Consider the following 22,260-nt stretch of genomic DNA (forward strand, 5'->3'; position numbering starts at 1 on the left):
TCGGTTAGTGCAGGCAAGGGCGTTTTCCACCTTGGAAAACTGCCTTCTTGTTTGCGTTATTGAGTGGACAGAACGGAGTATGCGCGGGGCAAAATGAAAAGAAAAACGGAAAGATTGGCGGGCTATCATCGAATTATTCGATGATTAATATAAGTAATTGATAAATAACGATTTATTTATTTTTATTGAGTCGTTTTGAAGCTGGTTTCAGGTAATTTTTGACGGTTATTTTCAATAAATATCGAAAAGTCGCTGTCCCGGGTCTTATACGAAAGCCGTGCGGATCGGCGTGCCTTCGCGCAGGGTCTTGGTGACCGGCGTCTTCTCGCAGATTTCACCGAGGCGCGTGAGCTGTTCCGGTGTCAGCGTGTTGCCGAAGGTGACGGTGCGCTCGATGTTTTCCAGGCCGCAGTCGTCGCGTGAAAAGCGCGCATCGATGTGGATGGTGCCCAGGTCCCAGCCCTTGCGATCGGCATACATGCGTAAGGTCAGCGAGGTGCACGCGGCCAGCGCGGCCAGCAGCAATTCGTAAGGCGCCGCGCCGGTGTCGGTGCCGCCGTTGCTGGCAGGTTCGTCCGCTTGCAATTGATGGGTGCGGGCGCGGATGCGTTGCGCGTAGCCGGCGTCGTTGTGCAGATGGATGGTGGCCATGATGTGCGCTCCTTCAATGCGGATGGAATGACTGATTGTTGCACATTCCATTTTCAGGTTTTCAAGTTTTTACGGGACGTAAAAAAGCCTGCACGCGGCAGGCTTTTTCCAAGCATGAAAAACGAATTTGCTTATGCGAAATTCTTCGCTGCGAAATCCCAGTTCACGATGCCCCAGAATGCTTCTGCATACTTCGCGCGTGCGTTGCGATAGTCGATGTAGTAAGCGTGTTCCCAGACGTCGATGGTCAGCAGCGCCTTGCTGTCGGTGGTCAGCGGTGTGCCGGCGCCGGTGGTGTTGACGATGTCCAGTGTGCCGTCGGCTTTCTTGACCAGCCATGTCCAGCCGGAACCGAAGTTGGCCAGGCCTTGCTTGGTGAACTCGGCCTTGAAGGCGTCGAAGGTACCCCACTTGGCGTTGATGGCGTCAGCCAGTGCACCGCTTGGAGCGCCGGCGCCCTTTGGCGTCAGGCCGTTCCAGTAGAAGGTGTGGTTCCAGATTTGCGCTGCGTTGTTGAACACGCCGCCGGAGGACTTCTTGATGATCTCTTCGAGAGAGAGGTTTTCGAATTCTGTACCTGGGATCAGGTTGTTCAGATTGGTGACGTAGGTCTGATGATGCTTGCCGTAGTGGTACTCGAGCGTTTCTTTTGAAATGGTTGGCGCCAGTGCGTCCAGTTCATAAGGCAGTGCCGGGAGGGTATGTGCCATGGTGAATCCTTTCGGGTATCGGTGATTGAAACGAATTTTTTATTCTGAGTCTGTGATTCTAAAGCGGATAGCGATTCTTTGCACCCTCGCGACAGGCTTTTGCGGGTGTCGGATGCCTTAAGTTGGCGTAGGAAATTCAGGTGCAGGTGGCCTGAATAAAGATGATTCTCAATACGCCGCAGATTCACCTTCAATTCGGAGGCAGTTCGCTATCAATCCAGCGTCGGCTGCACGCTGGCGATGCCGACTTCGGCGCTGCCGTCGGCCAGTCGCAGCGTGACATTGCTGCGCGGTTGCAGTTCGGAAGGTGCGCGCAGGACTTTGCCTTTGGCGTCGGTGACGATGGCGTAGCCGCGTTCGAGCGTGCGCTGCGGATTGAGCAATTCAAGTTGAGACGATTGCGCTGCGAGTGTCTGCCGTTGTCGTTGCACCAGCAGCGCGACGGCGTTGCCGATGCGGCGTTGATGACCGCCCACCAGCAGACGTGCGGCGCGCGTGTCGGGCAGGCGATTCTGCAGACGCGTTTGCAGATGTTGCAATTGATAACGGGCCCGCGTGACGGGTGTGCGCGTGGCGTGTTCGAGACGCGCCTGCAGCGCACGCAGCTTGACGCGTTCGTGCGCGATGTACGAAGCCGGGCTGACCAGTCGGCGCGACATCCAGTCGACGGTCTGGCCCTGTTCGGCAAGGCGACGCCTGAGTGCACGTGTGAGATCGGCGGCATGATTCTGCAACTGCGCCAGCCACTCGGCGCGCGGCGTCGCGCACAACTCGGCGGCGGCGGTCGGGGTCGGCGCGCGCAGGTCGGCGGTGAAATCGGCGATCGTGAAATCGGTTTCATGGCCGACGCCGGAAATCACCGGCACCGGGCACGCCGCAATCGCGCGGGCCACGGCTTCATCGTTGAAGGCCCACAGATCTTCCATGCTGCCGCCGCCGCGACCGACCAGCAGCACGTCGCATTCGGCGCGCTGTGATGCTGTCTGGATGGCGCGCGCGATCTTCGCGCCGGCGCCTTCGCCCTGCACCGGCGTTGGATAGAGGATGATGCGCACGTGCGGCGCGCGGCGTCGCAGTGCAGTCAGGATGTCGTGCAGCGCCGCAGCTTGCGGGCTGGTGACGATGCCTACGCAACGCGGGAAGACGGGCAGGGGACGTTTGCGGTCGGGATGGAACAGGCCTTCGTTCTCGAGCTTCTCCTTCAGGCGCAGGAAGGCTTCATACAAATTGCCGACGCCGGCGCGGCGGATCGCTTCGACGTTGAGCTGGTAGTCGCCGCGCGGCGCATACAGCGTGACCAGCGTGCGTACTTCGACCTTGTCGCCTTCGCGCGGCGAAAAGCCGGCATGCTGGGCGCGGCCTTTGAACATCACGGCGCGCACCTGGGCGGCATCGTCTTTCAGCGTGAAATACCAATGACCGGACGCAGCGCGGGTAAAATTGGATATTTCGCCGGACACCCAGACCAGCGGAAAGGTCCGCTCCAGCACGCGCGCGACCGCCTGATTGAGTGCCGATACGGCGAGCACGGGCGGACCGGACGGTGGCGCGGTAGGGGCGGGGCTGGAAAAATCGTCGTGGTTCATTGGCTGGCGTGAGGTCAGTGCACGGTTTCTGTTCAGGATGGAAAAACGCTTTGAAATCAAGGGGCTTGCATCATTGCAAAGCGCTTGTTCACAAAGTTATGCACAGGAAATGTGGGTAAGTGCACGAGATTTTAAATCGGTTCTGCTGCGGCGTCCGGCGAAACCTTTGCAACCGCTGTATCTTGGTCTTGCCCGGCGGGTTGCAACGCGTTACATTCTGCACCGGAAAATGAAGCAGGGTTTAACCCGGCAGCATTCGTCATTACATCATTGTATTAAAGGAGTCTCTCTTGTTCGCAATCATCCAGGCCGCAGGCTGGCCGATCTGGCCGTTGTTGATGGCCTCCATCATCGGCCTTGCGCTGATCATCGAACGACTCCTGTACCTGCGCCGCTCGCGCGTGCTGCCGGACGATTTGCTGCCGGAAGTGGTGCGCGTCTATGAAAGCGGCCGCGTCAACGACGACGTGATCGACAAGCTGGAACAGAATTCGCCGCTGGGCCAGGTGCTGGCCGCCGGTCTGCGCAACGTCGACGCGCCGCGTGAAGTCATGAAGGAAGCCATCGAAGAAGCCGGCCAGGCCGCCGCCCATCGCCTCGAGCGCTATCTCACCACGCTCGGCACGATCGCCTCGCTGGCGCCGCTGATGGGTTTGTTCGGCACGGTCATCGGCATGATCGAAATCTTCGCCTCGCAAAATGCCGCGGGCACCAATCCGTCGCAGCTGGCGCACGGTATTTCGATTGCGCTGTACAACACCGGTTTCGGCCTAGCGATTGCGATGCCGGCGCTGGTGTTCTATCGCCACTTCCGCGCGCTGGTTGACGGCTTCGTGGTCGACATGGAGCAGCAGGCCGTCAAGTTCGTCGACGTCGTGCACGGTTCGCGCCAGTAACAAGAAATAAAGAAACAAGCAAAAGGAAGCGCCATGAATTTTCGCAAAGGCCGCGCACGGGAAGAGTTGGAAATCAACCTGATCCCGTTCATCGACGTCCTGCTGGTGATCGTCATCTTCCTGATGGTGACGACGACGTACAGCAAGTTCACCGCCTTGCAGATCACGCTGCCGACCGCCAACGCCGAGAAGGCGTTGGAGCAGCCGTTCGAACTGAACGTCGCAGTCGACGCGCAAGGACGCTACGCCATCAACAACGTGCAGATCGCTGCACGCGACGCGGCCGGACTGGCGCGCGAATTGCAGAGCGCAGTGCAGGCTAACGCTGCCAATACCGATAGCAGCGGCGGCAAGCCCGATCCGGTGGTGATCATCAATGCCGACGCACTGGCTGCGCACCAGACCGTGATCAACGTGCTGGAAGCGGCGCGTACGGCCGGTTTCGCCAAGGTCACGTTCGCCGCGCAGACCGGCGGCAAGTAAGCCGCACGCGCGCCTCTACCTTTGTCCGCACCTTCCTCCCTCGAATCGACGCTGACGCGCGCCTGGCTGCGGCGCGGCTGGCTCGCGTGCCTGCTGTGGCCGCTGTCGCTGCTGTTCGGCGCCGTCGCGCTGACGCGGCGCGCGCTCTACCGTTTCGGGCTGAAACAGGCGACGCGTCTGGACGTGCCGGTGGTGGTGGTGGGCAACGTCTTCGTTGGCGGCACAGGCAAGACGCCGCTGGCGATCTGGCTGGTGCAGGCCTTGCGCCAGGCCGGCTATACGCCCGGCGTGATTTCGCGCGGTTATGGTTCGGCGCAGGCTGAAGCGCGTCCCGTTACTTCAGGTTCGAAGGCCGCGGAGGTCGGCGACGAACCGCTGCTGATCGCCGAGCGCGCCGGTTGCCCCGTGATGGTCGGCCGCAGCCGGGTGGCGGTGGGGCAGGCTTTGCTGGCGGCGCATCCTGAAGTCGACGTGATCGTTTCGGACGATGGCTTGCAACATTACGCGCTGGCGCGCGATGTCGAAATCGTGTTGTCCGACACGCGCGGCAACGGCAACGGCTGGTTGCTGCCGGCGGGGCCGCTGCGTGAACCGGCTTCGCGCCGGCGCGACTTCTCGGTATGCAATGTCGGCGCCGCCGGCGAAGCACCTGCCGGCGCGTTCGCGATGCGGCTGGAGTCTGATCAGATCGAGTTGCTGACAGACCGTGCATGCCGCCAGCCGCTGGCCTCGCTCAGCGCTGCCGAAGGCATTGCCGCGGTGGCCGGCATCGGCAATCCGGCACGCTTTTTTACGACGCTGGAGCAGGCCGGCCTGAACTTCGAGCGGGTGGCATTGCCCGACCATTACGATTTTGCCCACAACCCCTTCGCCGCGATGTCGGCGGCGGTGATCCTGATCACCGAGAAGGATGCAGTAAAATGCAGGGCTATAAAGGCCATCAAAAACGATCCCCGCATCTGGGTCGTGCCTGTGACGGCGCGCATAGACGGCGCGCTGGCTGAACACATTGTGGAGAAACTCCGTGAACGCCCGATTGCTTGATATCCTCGTGTGCCCTGTTTGCAAGGGCCCGCTCGAGTACGACAAAAAAGCCCAGGAACTGATTTGCAACGGCGACAAGCTGGCTTATCCGATCCGCGACGGCATCCCGATCATGTGGGCTGACGAAGCACGCGATCTGGGCGCCGCGCCTGCTGTGCCAGCGGTCGAACCGGCTGCTGAATAAAGAACAAGTTTCTGCAGTTTCCGCAGTTTCTGTTGTCGTACGTTTGATTGCTGATTGATTCCCGCCATGTCCTTTACCGTCATCATCCCCGCACGCCTCGCCTCCACCCGTTTGCCGAACAAGCCGCTGGCCGACCTTGGCGGCAAGCCGATGATCGTGCGTGTGGCGGAGCGGGCGGCCTTGTCGGGCGCGGCGCGCATTGTGGTCGCCACCGATCACCGCGACATCTACGCCGCCTGCGAACAGCACGGCATCGACGTCGCCATGACGCGTGCCGACCATCCCTCGGGTACTGACCGCATCGCCGAAGTCGCGGCGGCGCTGGACCTGGCCGAAGACGCCGTGGTGGTCAACGTGCAGGGCGACGAGCCGCTGATCGATCCCGGCCTGATCGCCGCCACCGCCGGCCATATCAAGGCCGACGTGCCGATGGCGACAGCGGCGCATGCGATCGAACTGCTGCCGGAAATGTTCAATCCCAATGTCGTCAAGGTGGTGCTGGACAAGGAAGGGCGCGCCATGTACTTCTCGCGCGCCGCGATTCCGTGGCATCGCGACGGGTTTGCGCAATCGAAGGACAGTCTGTCCGAATTGCATAGCCATGAATTCGCGCCGCTGCGCCATATCGGCATGTACGCCTATACCAACAAGTTCCTGCAAATCTATCCGACGCTGACGGCGTCGCCGCTGGAACGCATCGAGGCGCTCGAGCAGTTGCGCGTGCTCTGGCACGGCTATTCGATCGCGGTGCACGTGACTTCGATGTTGCCCGAAGCCGGCGTCGACACGCCGGAGGATCTGGAGCGCGTGCGCAAGCATTTCGAAGCGCCTCCCGACAGTCCGTTGGTGGCGGCTATTTCCGCGCTGTAATGTCGGTTGCTCTTCGTGAGACAAATCGTCTCGCCGATGATGCGCCACCAGCGCGGTTTTGTAAGTCTCCTGTCATTCTCCATAGCGATAATTGAGGTCGGCAAACTGCCTAAAAAATAGGCGTTTGTCATGATTCAGTAAGATTTTGTGGTAAGTTTCGTCAAGAGCAAGATGCAAGCGGCGTCACAGAGACAATCGCCTTCGATGGCAACAGTTGCACGGATTGCCATCGCAATAGAATTCAAAACTTCAATTTAGGAAAACATATGCGCCTCATCCTTCTAGGAGCGCCTGGTGCCGGTAAAGGTACGCAAGCCACTTTTATCAAGGAAAAGTACAACATTCCTCAGATTTCGACGGGCGACATGCTGCGCGCCGCCGTTGCTGCCGGTACGGAACTTGGCGTCGCCGCCAAGAAGGTGATGGACGCAGGTGGTCTGGTTTCCGATGACATCATCATCGGCCTGGTCAAGGACCGCCTGAAGCAGCCTGACTGCGCCAACGGTTACCTGTTCGACGGCTTCCCGCGCACCACGCCGCAAGCCGACGCCATGAAGGATGCCGGCGTCAAAATTGATTACGTGCTGGAAATCGACGTGCCCGACAGCGCCATCGTCGAGCGCATGAGCGGTCGTCGCGTGCATCAGCCTTCGGGCCGCACCTACCACGTCAAGTTCAATCCGCCGAAAGTTGAAGGCAAGGACGACGTCACCGGCGAAGCGCTGATCCAGCGCGACGACGACAAGGAAGAAACCGTCCTGAAGCGCCTGTCGGTGTATCACGAGCAGACCGAAGTGCTGGTCGGCTACTATGGCAAGTGGGCCGAGTCGGGTCAACCGGGCGCACCGCAGTATCGCAAGATCGCCGGCGTCGGACCGGTGGAACAAATCAGAGAGAGTGCATTTGCCGCTCTGGCGTCATAAAATGAAGCGGACCATGTGTCCGCTTTTTTTATGTCCGTAGCAGATACCGCGGATGCAGCAGCTTGGTTATAGACAGATTGAAAACAGGGGAGTCAGGCGTAACCGATACGGTGTAAAACAGGGGCGGCCCATCAAATCCATAAAAGAGGCCACGTAAAGTATTGCAGTGCGCAGTGTCCGCAATGACGTCACAAGAGACGTTGCTGCGGAAGGTCGTGATTGTTGACTTTGTCGTGCAAAAACAAGGAGGAGACATGATGGCAGGAGCCCTATGGTTTGCCGTGGCATGCGGCGTGATCGCAGTGATCTACGGTCTTATTTCCCGCAGTTGGATTCTCAAGCAGGACCCCGGCAACCAGCGCATGCAAGACATCGCGACTGCCATTCAACAAGGCGCGGCAGCCTATCTCGCGCGCCAGTATCGCACCATCGCGCTGGTCGGTGCGGTGCTCTTCATCCTCATTGCATTGATTCCCGGCCTGGGCTGGATTACGGCGATCGGTTTCCTGATCGGCGCGGTGCTGTCGGGCGCCTGCGGCTTCATCGGCATGAACGTGTCGGTGCGCGCCAACGTGCGCACCGCGCAGGCAGCCACCAAGGGCATGAACGAGGCGCTCAACGTGGCGTTTCGCGGCGGCGCGATCACCGGCATGCTGGTGGTCGGGCTTGGCCTGCTGGGCGTGGCGCTGTTTTTCTGGTGGTTGTTCCTGCATGGCGAAGGGCGCGCGGCGTCCTTGCATGACGCCTTGCGGCCGATGATCGGGCTGGCGTTCGGCGCGTCGCTGATCTCCATCTTCGCCCGGCTCGGCGGCGGCATCTTCACCAAGGGCGCGGACGTCGGCGCCGACCTGGTGGGCAAGGTCGAAGCCGGTATTCCCGAAGACGATCCGCGCAATCCGGCGGTGATCGCCGATAACGTCGGCGACAACGTCGGTGACTGCGCCGGCATGGCGGCCGACCTGTTCGAGACCTATGTGGTGACGCTGATTGCCACCATGCTGCTCGGCAGTCTGGTGATCAAGGGCGGCGAAGTGCTGGCGGTGCTGTATCCGCTGGCGCTGGGCGGCGTCTCGATTCTGGCGTCGATCGTCGGCTGCATGATGGTCAAGGTCGCGCCCGGCAAGAAGATCATGTCGGCGCTGTACACCGGTTTGTGGTGGGCGGCGATCCTCAGCCTGATCGGCTTCGCCGTGGTCACCTGGACCATGGTGCCGCCGGAACTGCGCGTGCCGCTGATGGGTTCGGCAGTGATCGGCATCGTCCTGACCGGCCTGATGGTCTACATCACCGAGTACTACACCGGCACCGATTTCAAGCCGGTCAAGCATATCGCGCAAGCCTCGACCACCGGCCACGGCACCAACATCATCGCCGGCCTGGGCGTGTCGATGAAGTCGACTGCCTATCCGGTGCTGGCGGTATGTGCGGCGATCCTGGCGTCGTACTGGCTGGCCGGGCTGTACGGCATCGCGATTGCGGCGACGTCGATGCTGTCGATGGCGGGCATCATCGTGGCGCTGGATGCCTACGGTCCGATCACCGACAACGCCGGCGGCATTGCCGAGATGTCGGGCATGCCGGAATCGGTGCGCGCCATTACCGATCCGCTCGACGCCGTCGGCAACACCACCAAGGCCGTCACCAAGGGCTACGCCATCGGTTCGGCCGGGCTGGCGGCGCTGGTGCTGTTCGCCGATTACACGCATGCGCTCGATGCGGTCGGCAAGAGCACTTCGTTCGACCTGTCCAATCCGATGGTAATCGTCGGCCTCTTCATCGGCGGCCTGATTCCCTACCTGTTCGGTGCGATGGCGATGGAAGCAGTGGGCCGCGCGGCCGGCGCCGTGGTGATCGAAGTGCGCCGTCAGTTCAGCGAGATCAAGGGCATCATGGACGGCAGCGGCAAGCCGGAGTACGACAAGGCGGTCGACATGCTGACCTCGTCGGCGATCAGGGAAATGATCGTGCCCTCGCTGTTGCCGGTGATCGTTCCGATCATCGTCGGCCTGTTGCTGGGACCGGCGGCGCTGGGCGGATTGCTGATGGGAACCATCGTCACCGGCCTGTTCGTGGCGATTTCGATGACCACCGGCGGCGGCGCCTGGGACAACGCCAAGAAGTACATTGAAGACGGCCATCACGGCGGCAAGGGTTCCGATGCGCACAAGGCGGCCGTCACCGGCGACACCGTGGGCGATCCGTACAAGGACACCGCCGGTCCGGCCGTCAACCCGCTGATCAAGATCATCAACATCGTTGCGCTGCTGTTGGTGCCCTTGCTGCCGGCGCCTGCCTTGACAGCCGCGACGGCTGCCGCAGCAGTGCCGGCTGCGGTGACGACCACCACAACGACAACAGAAGCTGTCGTGATCGCCGTACCCGTGGGAAAATAGAAGCCCACATCCCACCAGGATGACTAAAAAAACGACCGGCATGGGTACTCCATGCCGGTCTTTATTATTGGAGAAGACATGCAAATTGCGGGACAGGTATTTGTGGTGACGGGCGCGGCATCGGGTTTGGGTGCGGCGACCGCGCGCATGCTGGCGGAGAACGGCGGCAAGGTGGTGCTGGCCGATTTGCAGGAAGAGGCCGGGCAAAAGCTGGCGGCCGAGCTGCAAGGTGAATTTGTGCGCTGCGACGTGACCACGGAAGAAGACGGCCTGAAGGCGATCGCGGCGGCGCAGCAACTGGGCAGCCTGCGCGGCCTGGTCAATTGCGCCGGTATCGCACCGGGCGCCAAGCTGATCGGCAAGGACGGCCCGCATACGATGGCCTTGTTCCAGAAGACCCTCAACATCAATCTGGTCGGCACCTTCAACATGGCGCGCCTGGCGGCCGACGCCATGAGCAAACAGGAGCCGCTGGAGCAGGGCGAGCGCGGCGTGATCATCAATACCGCTTCGGTGGCGGCCTTCGACGGCCAGATCGGTCAGACTGCGTATTCCGCTTCCAAGGCGGCGATCGTCGGCATGACGCTGCCGATGGCACGTGACCTGGCGCGCAGCGGGATCCGTGTGATGACCATTGCCCCGGGGATTTTCGAGACGCCGATGATGATGTCGATGCCGCAGGAAGTGCTGGATTCGCTGGGCGGCGCAGTGCCGTTTCCGCCGCGTCTGGGCAAGGCGGTCGAGTACGCACACCTGGCCAAGACCATCATCGAGAACCTGATGCTCAACGGCGAGACCATCCGTCTCGACGGCGCCATCCGCATGCCGCCGAAATAGAATAGTTACGCAATTATTCCGTGCGTATTTTTAGCAACATGTGGAATTTTTGCGAATCAACATGTGCCGCAAGCGCGTGTGCCCTGCTAAGCTGTTGGCATGGAGTCAACAGATAAAAAAACAGGGCTGATCCTGACCGGCGGCGGCGCACGTGCGGCTTACCAAGTCGGTGTTCTCAACGCCGTGTCCATGATTTTGCTGGAGTCCGGCTGGCCCGGGCATCAGAATCCTTTCAAGATCATTTGCGGCACCTCGGCCGGGGCGATCAACGCCACTGCGCTGGCGTGCCGTGCCGACGATTTCGGCGAAGGTGTGCGCGAGCTCGTCAACGTCTGGTCGAACTTCGAGGTGGAGCAGGTTTATCGCGCCGACTCGCTCGGCGTGATCCGTTCCGGCGCGCGTTGGCTGTCGCTGTTCTCTTTCGGCTGGCTGCTGCGCAAGTGGCGCGCCAACCCGCCCAATTCGCTGCTCGACAACACCCCGCTGGTGACCATGCTGCACCGCCTGTTGGATCTGCCGCGTCTCGACGACGCGCTGGCCAGCGGCAACCTGCATGCGTTGGCGGTGACGGCCTCGTCCTATACCGGCGGCCAGCATCTGACGTTTTATCAGTCGATGCAGGAAATCGAACCGTGGAGCCGCACCCAGCGCGGCGCCATCCGCGACCAGATCGGCGTCGAGCATCTGCTGGCGTCGTCGGCGATTCCGTTCATCTTCCCTGCGATTCCGATTTTCTATGAAGGCCGGCGCGAGTATTTCGGCGACGGCTCCATGCGCCAGGTTGCGCCGATTTCTCCGGCGATTCACCTCGGTGCCAGCAAGATCCTGGTGATCGGCGCCGGCCGCATGGGCGAGCGTTCCGAAGCGCCGACCCAACTGGCGCAATATCCCAGCCTGGCGCAAGTGGCCGGTCATGCCTTGTCGAGCATCTTCCTCGACGGACTCGCGGCCGACATCGAGCGCACCAACCGCGTCAACCAGACTTTGTCGATGCTGACGCCGGAGCAGCGCGCCAAAACCCCGCTCAAGCCGATCGAGGTATTGGTGATTTCTCCGTCAGAGCGTATCGACGAGATCGCCAGCCGCCACGTCAACAGCCTGCCGCGGCCGGTGCGGGTGATGCTGGGCGGCATCGGCGCGACCGAAGTGCGCGGCGCGGCGCTGGCTTCCTATCTGCTGTTCGAGCGCAGCTTCACGCAGGAGCTGATCAGCCTCGGCGAGCGCGATACCTACGCCATGCGCGACCAGGTTCTTGCATTTTTTGAACCAGAACGGATCGCCGCGCTCCAAGCGTGAGCCCGCTGCCGGGCATGTCCTGTCAAAGATTCGAGTTGCTTGGTTTGAAGCAAAACGTTACTCTACGCAATGGTATTGCGAATAATTAATACTTCTGCAACATAAAAATGCGAGCCTGCTCTTGAAGACATCATTTCTGAAACAGTGGTCTGTTTTCCTTGCTGCGCTGCTGTTATCTTGCTCCGTATTCGCAAAAGGCCCCGCTTCCCTGGGCGTCGACGACGTCGCACTCAGCCAGTTGCCGCCTGAGGCGCAACAGACGCTGGTCCTGATCAAACAGGGCGGACCTTATCCGTATGCGAAGGACGGCGTGGTTTTTGGCAACTACGAAGGGGTTTTACCGAGGCAGAAGCGCGGGTATTATCACGAATTCACCGTGAAAACGCCCAAGGCACGCAATCGCGGCGCGCGCCGGATCATCTCCGGCGGCAATCCGCAAACGTCCGGTGAGTACTATTACACCAAGGATCATTACCAGACATTCCAACGCATCAAGGAATGAAGGAGGCGATCCTGGTTGCAGCATTCATTGCAAAATCTGAGGGAGAAATGAGTTTATTTAAAACGGTGCCGCCAAATGTTGTGCAGTCTATCCGCGCTTTCCGCGTGACCGACTTGCAGGAAGAGGCTGCTCGTCTTGGGCAACACTTTCTGTACGCCTATTGCGCCGAAGCGACGACCAAGCAGCAGGTCCTCGCAATTATTGCCGGCGCCTTTCATTTCCCCCGCCATTTCGGCAAGAATTTCGACGCCCTCGGCGATTGCCTGACGGACCTGACGCACAAGGCCGGTCAGCAACCGGGATTCATTGTTGTCATCGAGCAATTGCCGAACACACAAAAATTCGACAAGGAAGCCCGCGAAACCTTGCTGGACGTGTTCCGCGACGCTGCCGACTTCTGGGCCGACAAGAAAGTCGCGTTCCGCGTTTTTTATTCATTCCAGTAGTTTTTCCACCGCTTTTTCTGTCGCTTGGGGTTGCTTAGGGCTGCGCCGCCGCCAATTTTTTGGCAATCCGGCCTCGGGCAGCGGTTACAATGCCGACCATGAGAAGCATTGTTATCCTGATTTCCGGCCGTGGCAGCAACATGGAAGCCATCGTCCGGGCCGCCCAGGCTGAAAAATGGCCAGTTTCCATCGCAGCAGTCATCAGCAACCGCGCCGACTCGGCCGGGCTTGATTTTGCCCGCCAACATGGCATTGCCACGGCGGTCGTCGCCAACAAGGACTATTCCTCGCGCGAGCAGTTCGATACCGCCTTGCGCGCAGCGATCGACGTGTTTGCGCCCGATCTGGTGGTGCTGGCCGGCTTCATGCGTATCCTGACCACGCCGTTCGTCGAGCACTATGCCGGCCGGATGCTCAACATCCATCCGTCGCTGTTGCCGTCCTTTCCGGGACTGGCCACGCACCGGCAAGCGCTGGCGGCGGGCGTCAGGCTGCATGGCGCCACCGTGCATTTCGTCACGCCCGACCTCGACCACGGCCCGATCGTGGCGCAGGTCGCGGTGCCGGTGCGCGGTTCCGACAGCGAAGAAACGCTGGGTGAGCGCGTGCTGGAACAGGAACATCTTATTTACCCGCGCGCTGTGCGCTGGTTCGTCGAAGGCAAGCTCAGCCTGGACGGCAATCGCGTCCGTCTCGATCCATCCGCTGAGCAAGTCTGAACCACATTTTTTGAAGGAAGCAGTATGAGATTGCCACCCGCAATCATTCCCCACACGGAAGAAGTCTTGCGTGAAATTTTGCGTTTCACCGGCCCTGCCGACGTCACGCTGTCACGCTACTTCCGCGACAATCCCAAGCTCGGCGGCCGCGAACGCGGCGTCATCGCCGAATCGGTGTACGGCCTCTTGCGCAACAAGTCGGTCTTCACCAATTTCGCCGAATCCGGCGTCGGTCCGATGATGCGCCGCATGGCGCTGCTCGGCCTGGTCGACACGGTCAGCATCGAATCGATCGCCGGCCTGTCGCCCGAAGAAGTCGAGTGGCTCACGCGCACCGCCCAGATCGACCGCAACAAGCTGCCGCTGGCGATGCGCGCCAACATGCCGCCATGGCTGCTCGACAAGCTGATCGCACGTGACGGTGAGGCCGCCGCCATGGAAATGGCCGAGGCATTGAACCAGCAAGCGCCGCTGGACTTGCGCGTCAACGCCATCAAGGCCAACCGCGAAGACGTCATGGCCGCATTGGCCGCAGCGCCCATCCTCTGCGAGCCGACGCCGTACTCGCCGCTGGGTCTGCGCGTGATCAAAAAGCCGGCGCTGCAGAACCTGCCGTTGTTCAAGGACGGCGCCATTGAAGTGCAGGATGAAGGCAGCCAGCTGCTGGCCCAGATCGTCGGCGTCAAGCGCGGCGAGATGGTGGTTGATTTCTGCGCCGGCGCCGGCGGCAAGACGCTGGCGCTGGGCGCAGCGATGCGCAACACCGGTCGCCTGTACGCCTTCGATATCTCGGAAAAACGCCTGGCCAAGCTCAAGCCGCGCCTCGCGCGCAGCGGCCTGTCCAACGTGCATCCGGTCATGATCGCCCACGAGAACGACGCCAAGGTCAAGCGCCTGGCCGGCAAGATCGACCGCGTTCTGGTCGACGCGCCCTGTAGCGGCCTCGGCACGCTGCGCCGCAATCCCGACATGAAGTGGCGCCAGACCGTCGAGACCGTGGCCGAAATGAATGTCAAGCAGATCAGCATCCTTACCAGCGCATCACGCCTGGTGAAAGCCGGCGGTCGCCTGGTCTACGGCACCTGCAGTTTCCTCAATGAGGAAAACGAAGACATCGTCGCCCAGTTCCTGCAAGCCAATCCGGACTTCACGCTGGTGCCGATGAATACGGTGCTGGCTGAACAGAAGATCGACCTGGACACCGGCGAATACCTCAAGATGCTGCCGCATGTGCATCACACCGACGGCTTCTTCGCAGCCGTACTGGAACGCAAGAAGTAATGCTGCAGATGTTGCAGGTCATTGTCATGCTGCCGGCGCTGGCCGGCATGCGGCGACATGGCGGTCATCTCGCCGCGTTCGCTCTGATTGCCTGCGCAGGGATTCCGGTCGCGCAGGCCTTTGATGCAGGCGGGCAGGTGCTGCCGGCACAAGGAACGCTTGAAACCGCCTTCACGCCGGGCGACGACATTGAAGGCTTGCTGACCGACGCCGTCGACAAGGCGCGCCGGCAAGTGCTGGTGCAAGCCTACATCCTGACCAGCAAGCCGCTCACAAAGTCACTGATCGCCGCCCGCAAGCGCGGCGTCGACGTGCGCGTGCTGGTCGATGCCGGCCAGCTCAACAAGCTCGGCCACGAACGCGTCGCCGCCATGCTTGTCGCCGGCGTCACGATCCGTGAAGAAACACGCTACAAGAGTGCACACAACAAGGTCATCGTCATTGATGCCGCCGGCGCTGACGCTACCGTGATCACCGGTAGCTATAATTTCACCTGGTCGGCGCAGAACAAGAATGCCGAAAACATCCTGATCGCGCGCAAGAATCCGCCGCTGGCGGCAAAGTACGTCGCCAATTGGATGCGCCATTTCGAAGAAGCCGAAGCGTATCGGCCGGACCACTAGCCGCCAGCGCCACGCCTTCCACCGCCAAGAAAGATCATGTCGACTTTGCTGACCGATTTCTATGACTACCTGTTCGGCGAACTGCCGCTGACGGAGTTGCTGCGCCAGCTTGCCGTCATCGCTCTGTGCATCGCCTGCGGCTGGGGTTTGTCGCGCTTGCTGCGCAAGCTGTTCACATTGTCGGGCGGCGTCGACGAGCAAAGCGTGGTGCACATCGGCGTCAAGAGTTTCGTGCGCGTGCTGTCGCCGCTGCTGATTCTGGTTCTGCTGACGCTGGCGCGGCTGGTGCTGATCCGCCTGAAGCTGCCGGTGACGCTGTGGCACGTCATGATGCCGCTGATGATTTCGCAGGTGGCGATGCGCTTCGTGTTCTATGTGCTGCGCCGCATCTTCGTCAAGGAAACCACCGCCGGCGCCTTCCTCCAGCTGTTCGAAAAAGTCTTCGCCACGCTGGTCTGGATCTGCGTGCTGCTCTACATCACCGGCCTGTGGCCGGATCTGGTCGATTACCTCGACACCACCATGCTGCCGCTGGGCCGCCACAAGACCTCGCTGCTGACCATCCTGCAGGCCACCGCCTCGGTGCTGGTGACGCTGATCATCGCGCTGTGGGCCGGCGCCATGCTGGAAGACCGCATGATGAAGATCAACACCATGCACTTGTCGCTGCGCACGGTGGTGGCGCGGATGGTGCGCGCGGTCCTGATCCTGGTGGCGATCCTGGTCAGCCTGTCGGCGGTCGGCATCGACCTGACGGTGCTGTCGGTATTCGGCGGCGCGCTGGGCGTCGGTCTGGGTCTGGGCCTGCAAAAGATCGCCAGCAGTTACGTGTCGGGCTTCGTCATCCTGCTCGAACGCAGCCTGGCGATCGGTGATATGGTGAATGTAGACCGTTACTTTGGAAAAGTGACGCAAATCAACACGCGTTACACCATTCTCGAAGGGCTGGACGGCATTGAATCCGTGTTGCCCAACGAAATGTTCATGTCGACGCCGGTCCAGAACTACTCGCTGAATCGAAAAATTATACGTTTGGCAACACAAGTTACGATCTTGTATCAGGACGATATCGAAACGGTGTTGTCTATGTTGGAGAAGGCCGCATTTGCAGTGGAGCGCGTATCCGACCAGATCTTGCCGCAAGCCTTGTTGCTCAAGATCGGCGAGGACGGTTTGCAACTGGAAATAGGTTTTTGGATCACCGACCCGGAAAATGGTCGTCTGAATGTGCTCTCGGACGTTAACAGGGCTATCTGGAGGGTGTTCAAAACCCATGGCATCCAGGTGGCGCATCCAAAACGCGACATTCGGCTGATGGATGAGCGCAGTTTTGAACAAAGTGTTGACGGAATGGCATTTTCCGCGCACAAGAATGCACAATCAGCGTACAATGCCGGAAAATAAAAGAATATAAGTGCTAGATGGTGGCAACTTCACTCGGCAAGTTGCTCAGCAAGTTGTTTTGGCAAACTCATTTGCCGTGAAGTTTTTCTTTTTTGGAGTGGTAATGACAGTAGATTCGATCCTGGACTTTCTTTCGAACGGCTTGCTGCACGCAACCGGTTGGCAGATTTTCTTTTACACCCTGATTGTGACCCACATCACGATCGCGGGCGTCACCATTTACCTGCATCGTTGCCAGGCGCACCGTGCGCTGGATCTACACGCCATTCCAAGTCACTTTTTCCGTTTCTGGCTGTGGATTACCACAGGCATGGTCACCAAGGAGTGGGCCGCGATTCACCGCAAGCATCACGCCAAGTGCGAAACTGAAGAAGATCCGCACAGCCCGCAAGTACGCGGCATCAAGAAGGTGCTGCTGGAGGGCGCCGAGCTGTATCGCACGGAATCCAAGAACGCCGAAACCATGGAAAAGTATGGCCATGGCACGCCGGATGACTGGGTCGAGCGCAACGTCTATACCCGTTTCGGCTGGCAAGGCGTCGGCCTGATGCTGATCATCGACGTCATGCTGTTCGGCGTCATCGGTCTGACCGTCTGGGCTGTCCAGATGCTATGGATCCCGATTACCGCCGCCGGCATCATCAACGGCATCGGCCACTTCTGGGGCTATCGCAATTACGACTGCAACGACGCTGCGACCAACGTGTTCCCATGGGGCATCATCATCGGCGGCGAAGAACTGCACAACAACCACCACACTTTCGGTACCTCGGCCAAGCTGTCGTCCAAGTGGTATGAGTTCGACATCGGCTGGATGTACATCCGTATTCTGGAAATGATGGGCCTGGCCAAGGTCAAGAAGGTTGCACCTGCACCGAAGTTCGATCGCCAGAAGCTGGTCGCCGACTTTGACACCCTGCAATCCGTGATCGCCAACCGCTACGACGTCATGTCCAAGTACGCCAAGTCGCTCAAGCGCGCCTGGGCTGATGAGTTGGAGCACCTGGCGGAAAAAGCCAAGCTGGAATCGCGTTTCCTGAAGTCGTCCAAGAAGTTGCTGCAACGTGAACCGGCCAAGCTGGAAGACGGCCAGAAGCAACAATTGTCCGAGTTGTTCACGCACAGCAAGGCGCTGCAAACCATGCACGAAATGCGCGTGGAGCTGGGTTTGATCTGGGGCCGTTCCAATTCGACCCGCGAACAGCTGCTGCAACAGTTGCAAGACTGGTGCGTGCGTGCTGAAGCATCCGGCATCCATGCACTGCGCGATTTTGCGCTGCGCCTGCGTAGCTACGCTTAATTTGTATCGATCGGCTGTGAGTAAAGTTCTTCCTGCAATTTTGCTCGCAGTCGTCGCCGCTTCGGCGGCGCTTCCCGGCGCGACGCTGGCGAAGACTGCAGTCCCCAATCTCAACCTCCCCGACGTCAAGATCCTGAGCCAGCAACGGCTGATTTATCGTTGCGCCGGCGACGTGCGTTTGCCGGTGCGCTATCTCAACACCAACGCGGGCGCCTTCGCATACCTGCCGGTAGCGGGCAAGCGCCAGCTGTTCGTGAGCGTGGTTGCGGCTTCGGGCGTGAAATACGTTGCCGGACGCTATGTCTGGTGGAACAAGGGGAACGAGGGATTTCTATCTGATGAAACGCTGGGCGAAGATGCGGAGCCCATCCTCAAGGATTGCAAACAAATTGAAAATTGGTGAGGGCAGGGCAGCAGGTTTTCCCGCTATCAATTTCACCAGACGCTGCGCATTCTTCAGGAATGCGCAGGCAATAAAAAAGCCCCGGATGCAAATCGCGGGGCTTTTTTTACGACAAGAGGAAAATCAATTACTTGATCTTGGTCTCTTTGTATTCAACGTGCTTGCGAACCTTGGGATCGAACTTCATGATCGCCAGTTTTTCAGGTGTCGTGCGCTTGTTCTTTGTCGTGGTGTAGAAGTGACCTGTACCTGCGGTCGATTCCAACTTGATTTTGTCGCGGCCGGATTTAGCCATGATAGATTTCCTTTACTCTGCTAGTTAGACTTTTACGCCGCGAGCACGCATATCGACCAGAACGGCATCAATGCCGACTTTGTCGATCACGCGCAGGCCGGCGTTGGACAAGCGCAGGGAAACCCAGCGGTTTTCCGACTCGACGAAAATACGGCGATTTTGCAGGTTAGGCAAAAAGCGACGCTTGGTCTTGTTGTTCGCATGGGAGACGTTGTTGCCGACCATCGGCCCCTTCCCGGTGACTTGGCATACACGTGCCATGGAGTGCTCCTTAAAAATTCCAGAAATTGGAAAAAAAGAGAGTATAGCCAAAAACCATTGATTATTCAATGACTTGCAGAAAACAATTGTGTCGTTGTGATTAATTAAATTTAACAATTGCAAAAGGCCTTCCGGATCCCTTGTTGCTATAGCTGCCCATGCTCCGCAAATGAATGCGTGCGTCGTCCGGCCACCACGATGTGATCCAGCACGCGCACGTCTACCAGGCCCAGCGCCTGTTGCAGCGTCTGTGTCAGCAGCAGGTCCGCGCTGCTCGGCTCCGGCTCGCCGGAAGGGTGATTATGGGCCAGAATCACGCCCGCAGCGTTGCGCGCCAGCGCCGCCTTGACGATTTCACGAGGATAAACGCTGGCTTGCGTCAGCGTGCCGCGAAACATTTCCTCGGCCTCGATCAGGCGATTCTTGACGTCAAGAAACAGCACCACGAAGCTTTCATACGCCTTGCCATGAAACAGCAGCTGTAAATAATGCGCCACCGCCTTGGGCGAGCTGAGCGCGGCGCCGGTCGTCAGTTCTTCGGCCAGCGCGCGCCGGGCCAATTCCAGGACGGCCTGCAATTGAGCGTATTTGGCCGGACCGAGGCCGTTGATGCCGCAAAAATCGGCCAGCCGGGCGGCAAACAGTCCTTGCAGTGAGCCGAAATGCCCGACCATGTCGCGTCCGAGGTCGACCGCGCTTTTGCCGGTCACGCCCACGCGCAGGAACACCGCCAGCAATTCGGCGTCAGACAGGGATTGCGCGCCTTGCCGGATCAGGCGCTCGCGTGGGCGCTGGTCTTCCGGCCAATCGGTGATTGCCATGGGGTCCTTTTAAATGCTCAAAAGTCGAGGGGGTTTTTTACGGAGCTTCGCAACGTGGCTTACAATAGCGGGCTGTCGTATCGATTTATGCTGTCTCAATCCGGCCTGCTTATTTGCCACGCTGTCACGCTTACTGAAAACTGTTACTGAAAACTGTTCATGTCCAACGCCTCCGTCCCGGTCGTCACCGAAACCGCTTATCTCACCCTGCATTACCGCCTGGCTTCGCTGACCGGTGAAAACATCGTCAGCACCTTCGAGGAAAAGCCGGCCACGCTGCAATTCGGGCAAGGACAGCTGGCACCATTCCTGGAAGCCTGCCTGCTGGGATTGCCGGAAGGCGTGCACCAGACTTTCGAGCTGGCGCCGGAGCAGGCTTTTGGACCGCGCAACCCGGAATTGATTCAGCGCATCTCGCGCGCCACGCTGGAAGAAAACTCGTCGATGGACGCAGATTATCGCGTCGGCGACCTGGTCGATTTCGCGGCGCCGGGCGGCGGCCGCTTTGCAGGCGTGTTGCGTGAGATCGATGCGCAAGGCGCGCTGTTCGATTTCAATCACCCGCTGGCCGGACAAACACTTAAATTTGAAGTAAAAATCATCGGGATTCTGTAAGGTGCTCGATATGGACAAGCAAGAATCTGAAATTTTATTGGCTCAGCCGCGCGGTTTTTGCGCCGGCGTCGATCGCGCCATCGAAATCGTCGAGCGCGCGCTGACGCAATTCGGCGCACCGATCTACGTGCGCCATGAAATCGTCCATAACGCCTACGTCGTCGCCGACCTGCGCAACAAGGGGGCGATCTTCATCGAAGAGCTGGCCGACGTACCGGCCGGGAACACCGTCATCTTTTCGGCGCACGGCGTCTCCAAGGCGGTGCAGGCCGAAGCGCAAGAACGCGGCCTGACCGTGTTCGACGCTACCTGCCCGCTGGTTACCAAGGTCCACATGGAAGTGGCCAAGATGCGCCGCGACGGCCGTGAGATCATCATGATCGGCCACCAGGGCCATCCTGAAGTCGAAGGCACCATGGGCCAGACCGAAGCCGGCATGTATCTCGTGGAAACCGTCGACGACGTCCTCAAGCTGCAGGTCACCGATCCCGACCAATTGGCGTATGTGTCGCAAACCACCTTGTCGGTGGACGACACCACCGACATCATCGCCGCGCTCAAGCAACGCTTCCCGAATATCGCTGAGCCGAAAAAAGGTGACATCTGCTACGCCACCACCAACCGCCAGGAAGCGGTCAAGTTCATGGCGCCGCAGGTAGACGTCGTGATCGTGGTCGGTAGCCCCAACAGTTCAAACTCCAACCGCCTGCGTGAAGTTGCGGAAAAGAAGGGCGTGCCGGCCTATATGGTCGACAACGCCGAGCTGATCAAGCAGGAATGGCTGGACGGCAAGCGCCGCGTCGGCGTCACCGCCGGCGCCTCGGCGCCTGAAGTGCTGGTGCAGGCCGTCATTGATCGGATCAAGGAAGGCTCGTTGCGCAGCGTGCGCATTCTTGAGGGCATCGAAGAACATGTCACGTTCCCGATGCCCAAGGGGCTGGGCGGCGGTCGTTCGGTGATCGGCAACAACAACTGAAGAGTCGATTCAATCGATTGAATCAATTTCCCGGTTTGCTTCGGGACTGAAAAGAGCGCACTCCGGTGCGCTTTTTTTATGTCCGGGATGTCATGGCTGAACAGGCCGGACGGGCATTTGCGCGGTTTTTCGTGTGGCAGCCTGCGCTTAGGTATAATCCCGCTCCAACCGCGAGTCCCCCATAAGGCGCACTCGCTTTTTTGATCGTCCCAAGACCTTTCGACAAAGAAGGAGCGTCCCTGATCATGACCATCCGCATGAGTACCCCTAAGAATTTGCCCCAGCTTGCCCTTGCACGCTCCATCTTGACGCGCTTTTTCTCTCGTTCCCTTCACGTTTCCCGTTTGACCTCATAGCGCCCCACCGCCGACAGCGCGAGTCATGGCCGTCTGCCGCCGCCGTCAAGCGCTTGCAAGATCCGGCCGATCGGGAACGTTTTTTGCTCTATCGCTCGCATGCATGGCCGCGAGCCGGCTTTGCCCTCGCAGGCATTTCATTGATTCGTTACACATAATTAGGAAGCATCCATGGACATATTCATCCAGCAAATCATCAACGGCCTGGTCCTGGGGAGCATGTACGCCCTGATCGCATTGGGTTACACGATGGTGTATGGCGTGCTGAACCTGATCAATTTTGCGCACGGCGACGTGCTCATGATCGGCGCGATGGCAGGCTTGAGCATTTTGAAGCTGATCCAGCACGTGGCGCCGGACCTGCCGGGCATCGTCAAGCTGATCA

At 59.8% G+C, this 22,260-nt stretch carries 24 protein-coding genes and 2 pseudogenes; 20 read left to right on the top strand and 6 right to left on the bottom strand.

What is annotated here, in order from left to right; all coding sequences use genetic code 11:
- Positions 1-264 precede the first annotated feature (264 nt).
- The 3 genes from E4P32_RS13305 to xseA form a co-directional block, all read right to left on the bottom strand.
- Entirely contained in the window at positions 265-651 is a 387-nt protein-coding gene (locus E4P32_RS13305; protein ID WP_053196432.1) for an OsmC family protein, read from the bottom strand.
- Between the two features lie 131 nt (positions 652-782).
- Positions 783-1,361 carry a superoxide dismutase [Fe] gene (sodB, locus tag E4P32_RS13310; protein WP_116436676.1) on the bottom strand — a complete coding sequence of 193 codons (579 nt, stop codon included), beginning with the start codon at positions 1,359-1,361 and terminating at the stop codon, positions 783-785.
- Between the two features lie 212 nt (positions 1,362-1,573).
- A complete protein-coding gene (xseA, locus tag E4P32_RS13315) occupies positions 1,574-2,947 on the bottom strand; it encodes an exodeoxyribonuclease VII large subunit (RefSeq protein WP_116436675.1) in 1,374 nt (457 codons plus the stop codon).
- Between the two features lie 290 nt (positions 2,948-3,237).
- On the opposite strand from xseA, the gene E4P32_RS13320 reads away from it, so the two are divergent.
- From E4P32_RS13320 to E4P32_RS13400, 17 genes and pseudogenes are all read left to right on the top strand, one after another.
- Positions 3,238-3,843 carry a MotA/TolQ/ExbB proton channel family protein gene (locus E4P32_RS13320; RefSeq protein WP_116436674.1) on the top strand — a complete coding sequence of 202 codons (606 nt, stop codon included), beginning with the start codon at positions 3,238-3,240 and terminating at the stop codon, positions 3,841-3,843.
- A 33-nt stretch (positions 3,844-3,876) separates the two neighbouring features.
- On the top strand, positions 3,877-4,326 hold the full coding sequence (locus tag E4P32_RS13325; protein ID WP_053196438.1) for a biopolymer transporter ExbD: 450 nt from the start codon (positions 3,877-3,879) through the stop codon (positions 4,324-4,326).
- Positions 4,327-4,347: 21 nt separating this feature from the next.
- The gene (lpxK, locus tag E4P32_RS13330) at positions 4,348-5,370 is read left to right on the top strand and encodes a tetraacyldisaccharide 4'-kinase (protein WP_116436673.1); all 1,023 of its coding nucleotides are present in this window, start codon (positions 4,348-4,350) and stop codon (positions 5,368-5,370) included.
- The gene (locus E4P32_RS13335; protein WP_116436672.1) at positions 5,351-5,554 is read left to right on the top strand and encodes a Trm112 family protein; all 204 of its coding nucleotides are present in this window, start codon (positions 5,351-5,353) and stop codon (positions 5,552-5,554) included. Before lpxK ends, E4P32_RS13335 begins: the two co-directional genes overlap by 20 nt.
- A gap of 66 nt (positions 5,555-5,620) precedes the next feature.
- On the top strand, positions 5,621-6,424 hold the full coding sequence (gene kdsB / locus E4P32_RS13340) for a 3-deoxy-manno-octulosonate cytidylyltransferase (protein ID WP_116436671.1): 804 nt from the start codon (positions 5,621-5,623) through the stop codon (positions 6,422-6,424).
- Between the two features lie 266 nt (positions 6,425-6,690).
- Positions 6,691-7,347, top strand: coding sequence for an adenylate kinase (gene adk, locus E4P32_RS13345; protein ID WP_116436670.1), 657 nt, complete (start codon positions 6,691-6,693; stop codon positions 7,345-7,347).
- Positions 7,348-7,604: 257 nt separating this feature from the next.
- The gene (locus tag E4P32_RS13350) at positions 7,605-9,740 is read left to right on the top strand and encodes a sodium-translocating pyrophosphatase (RefSeq protein ID WP_233526795.1); all 2,136 of its coding nucleotides are present in this window, start codon (positions 7,605-7,607) and stop codon (positions 9,738-9,740) included.
- Between the two features lie 78 nt (positions 9,741-9,818).
- On the top strand, positions 9,819-10,577 hold the full coding sequence (locus tag E4P32_RS13355; protein ID WP_116436668.1) for a 3-hydroxyacyl-CoA dehydrogenase: 759 nt from the start codon (positions 9,819-9,821) through the stop codon (positions 10,575-10,577).
- Positions 10,578-10,676: 99 nt separating this feature from the next.
- Positions 10,677-11,873 carry a patatin-like phospholipase family protein gene (locus E4P32_RS13360; RefSeq protein ID WP_116436667.1) on the top strand — a complete coding sequence of 399 codons (1,197 nt, stop codon included), beginning with the start codon at positions 10,677-10,679 and terminating at the stop codon, positions 11,871-11,873.
- A 121-nt stretch (positions 11,874-11,994) separates the two neighbouring features.
- Positions 11,995-12,375 (top strand): ribonuclease, encoded by a 381-nt coding sequence (locus E4P32_RS13365; protein ID WP_116436666.1) that lies wholly within the window; start codon positions 11,995-11,997, stop codon positions 12,373-12,375.
- Positions 12,376-12,422: 47 nt separating this feature from the next.
- Positions 12,423-12,821 (top strand): annotated as a pseudogene (locus E4P32_RS13370) (barstar family protein); the annotation flags it as partial.
- A 98-nt stretch (positions 12,822-12,919) separates the two neighbouring features.
- Entirely contained in the window at positions 12,920-13,540 is a 621-nt protein-coding gene (purN, locus tag E4P32_RS13375; protein ID WP_116436883.1) for a phosphoribosylglycinamide formyltransferase, read from the top strand.
- A 24-nt stretch (positions 13,541-13,564) separates the two neighbouring features.
- Complete coding sequence (locus E4P32_RS13380) at positions 13,565-14,821, top strand: RsmB/NOP family class I SAM-dependent RNA methyltransferase (protein ID WP_116436665.1); 1,257 nt, start codon at positions 13,565-13,567, stop codon at positions 14,819-14,821.
- Entirely contained in the window at positions 14,821-15,444 is a 624-nt protein-coding gene (locus tag E4P32_RS13385) for a phospholipase D family protein (RefSeq protein WP_233526782.1), read from the top strand. Before E4P32_RS13380 ends, E4P32_RS13385 begins: the two co-directional genes overlap by 1 nt.
- A gap of 36 nt (positions 15,445-15,480) precedes the next feature.
- Positions 15,481-16,848 (top strand): mechanosensitive ion channel domain-containing protein, encoded by a 1,368-nt coding sequence (locus E4P32_RS13390; RefSeq protein ID WP_116436664.1) that lies wholly within the window; start codon positions 15,481-15,483, stop codon positions 16,846-16,848.
- A gap of 103 nt (positions 16,849-16,951) precedes the next feature.
- Positions 16,952-18,148 (top strand): acyl-CoA desaturase, encoded by a 1,197-nt coding sequence (locus tag E4P32_RS13395; protein ID WP_116436663.1) that lies wholly within the window; start codon positions 16,952-16,954, stop codon positions 18,146-18,148.
- Between the two features lie 16 nt (positions 18,149-18,164).
- Positions 18,165-18,551, top strand: coding sequence for an MliC family protein (locus E4P32_RS13400; protein WP_158559762.1), 387 nt, complete (start codon positions 18,165-18,167; stop codon positions 18,549-18,551).
- Between the two features lie 127 nt (positions 18,552-18,678).
- On the opposite strand, the gene rpmG is transcribed toward E4P32_RS13400, so the two are convergent.
- The 3 genes from rpmG to radC all read right to left on the bottom strand — a co-directional run bounded on the left by rpmG (position 18,679) and on the right by radC (position 19,928).
- Positions 18,679-18,846, bottom strand: a complete 168-nt coding sequence (gene rpmG / locus E4P32_RS13405; protein WP_016833197.1) for a 50S ribosomal protein L33 — start codon at positions 18,844-18,846, stop codon at positions 18,679-18,681.
- Between the two features lie 24 nt (positions 18,847-18,870).
- The gene (gene rpmB, locus E4P32_RS13410) at positions 18,871-19,107 is read right to left on the bottom strand and encodes a 50S ribosomal protein L28 (RefSeq protein ID WP_099792380.1); all 237 of its coding nucleotides are present in this window, start codon (positions 19,105-19,107) and stop codon (positions 18,871-18,873) included.
- A 146-nt stretch (positions 19,108-19,253) separates the two neighbouring features.
- Positions 19,254-19,928, bottom strand: coding sequence for a DNA repair protein RadC (gene radC, locus E4P32_RS13415; protein WP_116436661.1), 675 nt, complete (start codon positions 19,926-19,928; stop codon positions 19,254-19,256).
- Positions 19,929-20,087: 159 nt separating this feature from the next.
- Here radC and E4P32_RS13420 point away from each other — a divergent pair, with 159 nt between their 5' ends.
- The 3 genes and pseudogenes from E4P32_RS13420 to E4P32_RS13430 all read left to right on the top strand — a co-directional run.
- On the top strand, positions 20,088-20,543 hold the full coding sequence (locus tag E4P32_RS13420) for a peptidylprolyl isomerase (RefSeq protein ID WP_116436660.1): 456 nt from the start codon (positions 20,088-20,090) through the stop codon (positions 20,541-20,543).
- Between the two features lie 10 nt (positions 20,544-20,553).
- On the top strand, positions 20,554-21,519 hold the full coding sequence (gene ispH, locus E4P32_RS13425) for a 4-hydroxy-3-methylbut-2-enyl diphosphate reductase (protein WP_116436659.1): 966 nt from the start codon (positions 20,554-20,556) through the stop codon (positions 21,517-21,519).
- A 527-nt stretch (positions 21,520-22,046) separates the two neighbouring features.
- Positions 22,047-22,260 (top strand): annotated as a pseudogene (locus E4P32_RS13430) (branched-chain amino acid ABC transporter permease); the annotation flags it as partial.

It is taken from the genome of Herbaspirillum sp. 3R11 (genome assembly GCF_004563925.1).
GTDB lineage: Bacteria > Pseudomonadota > Gammaproteobacteria > Burkholderiales > Burkholderiaceae_D > Herbaspirillum.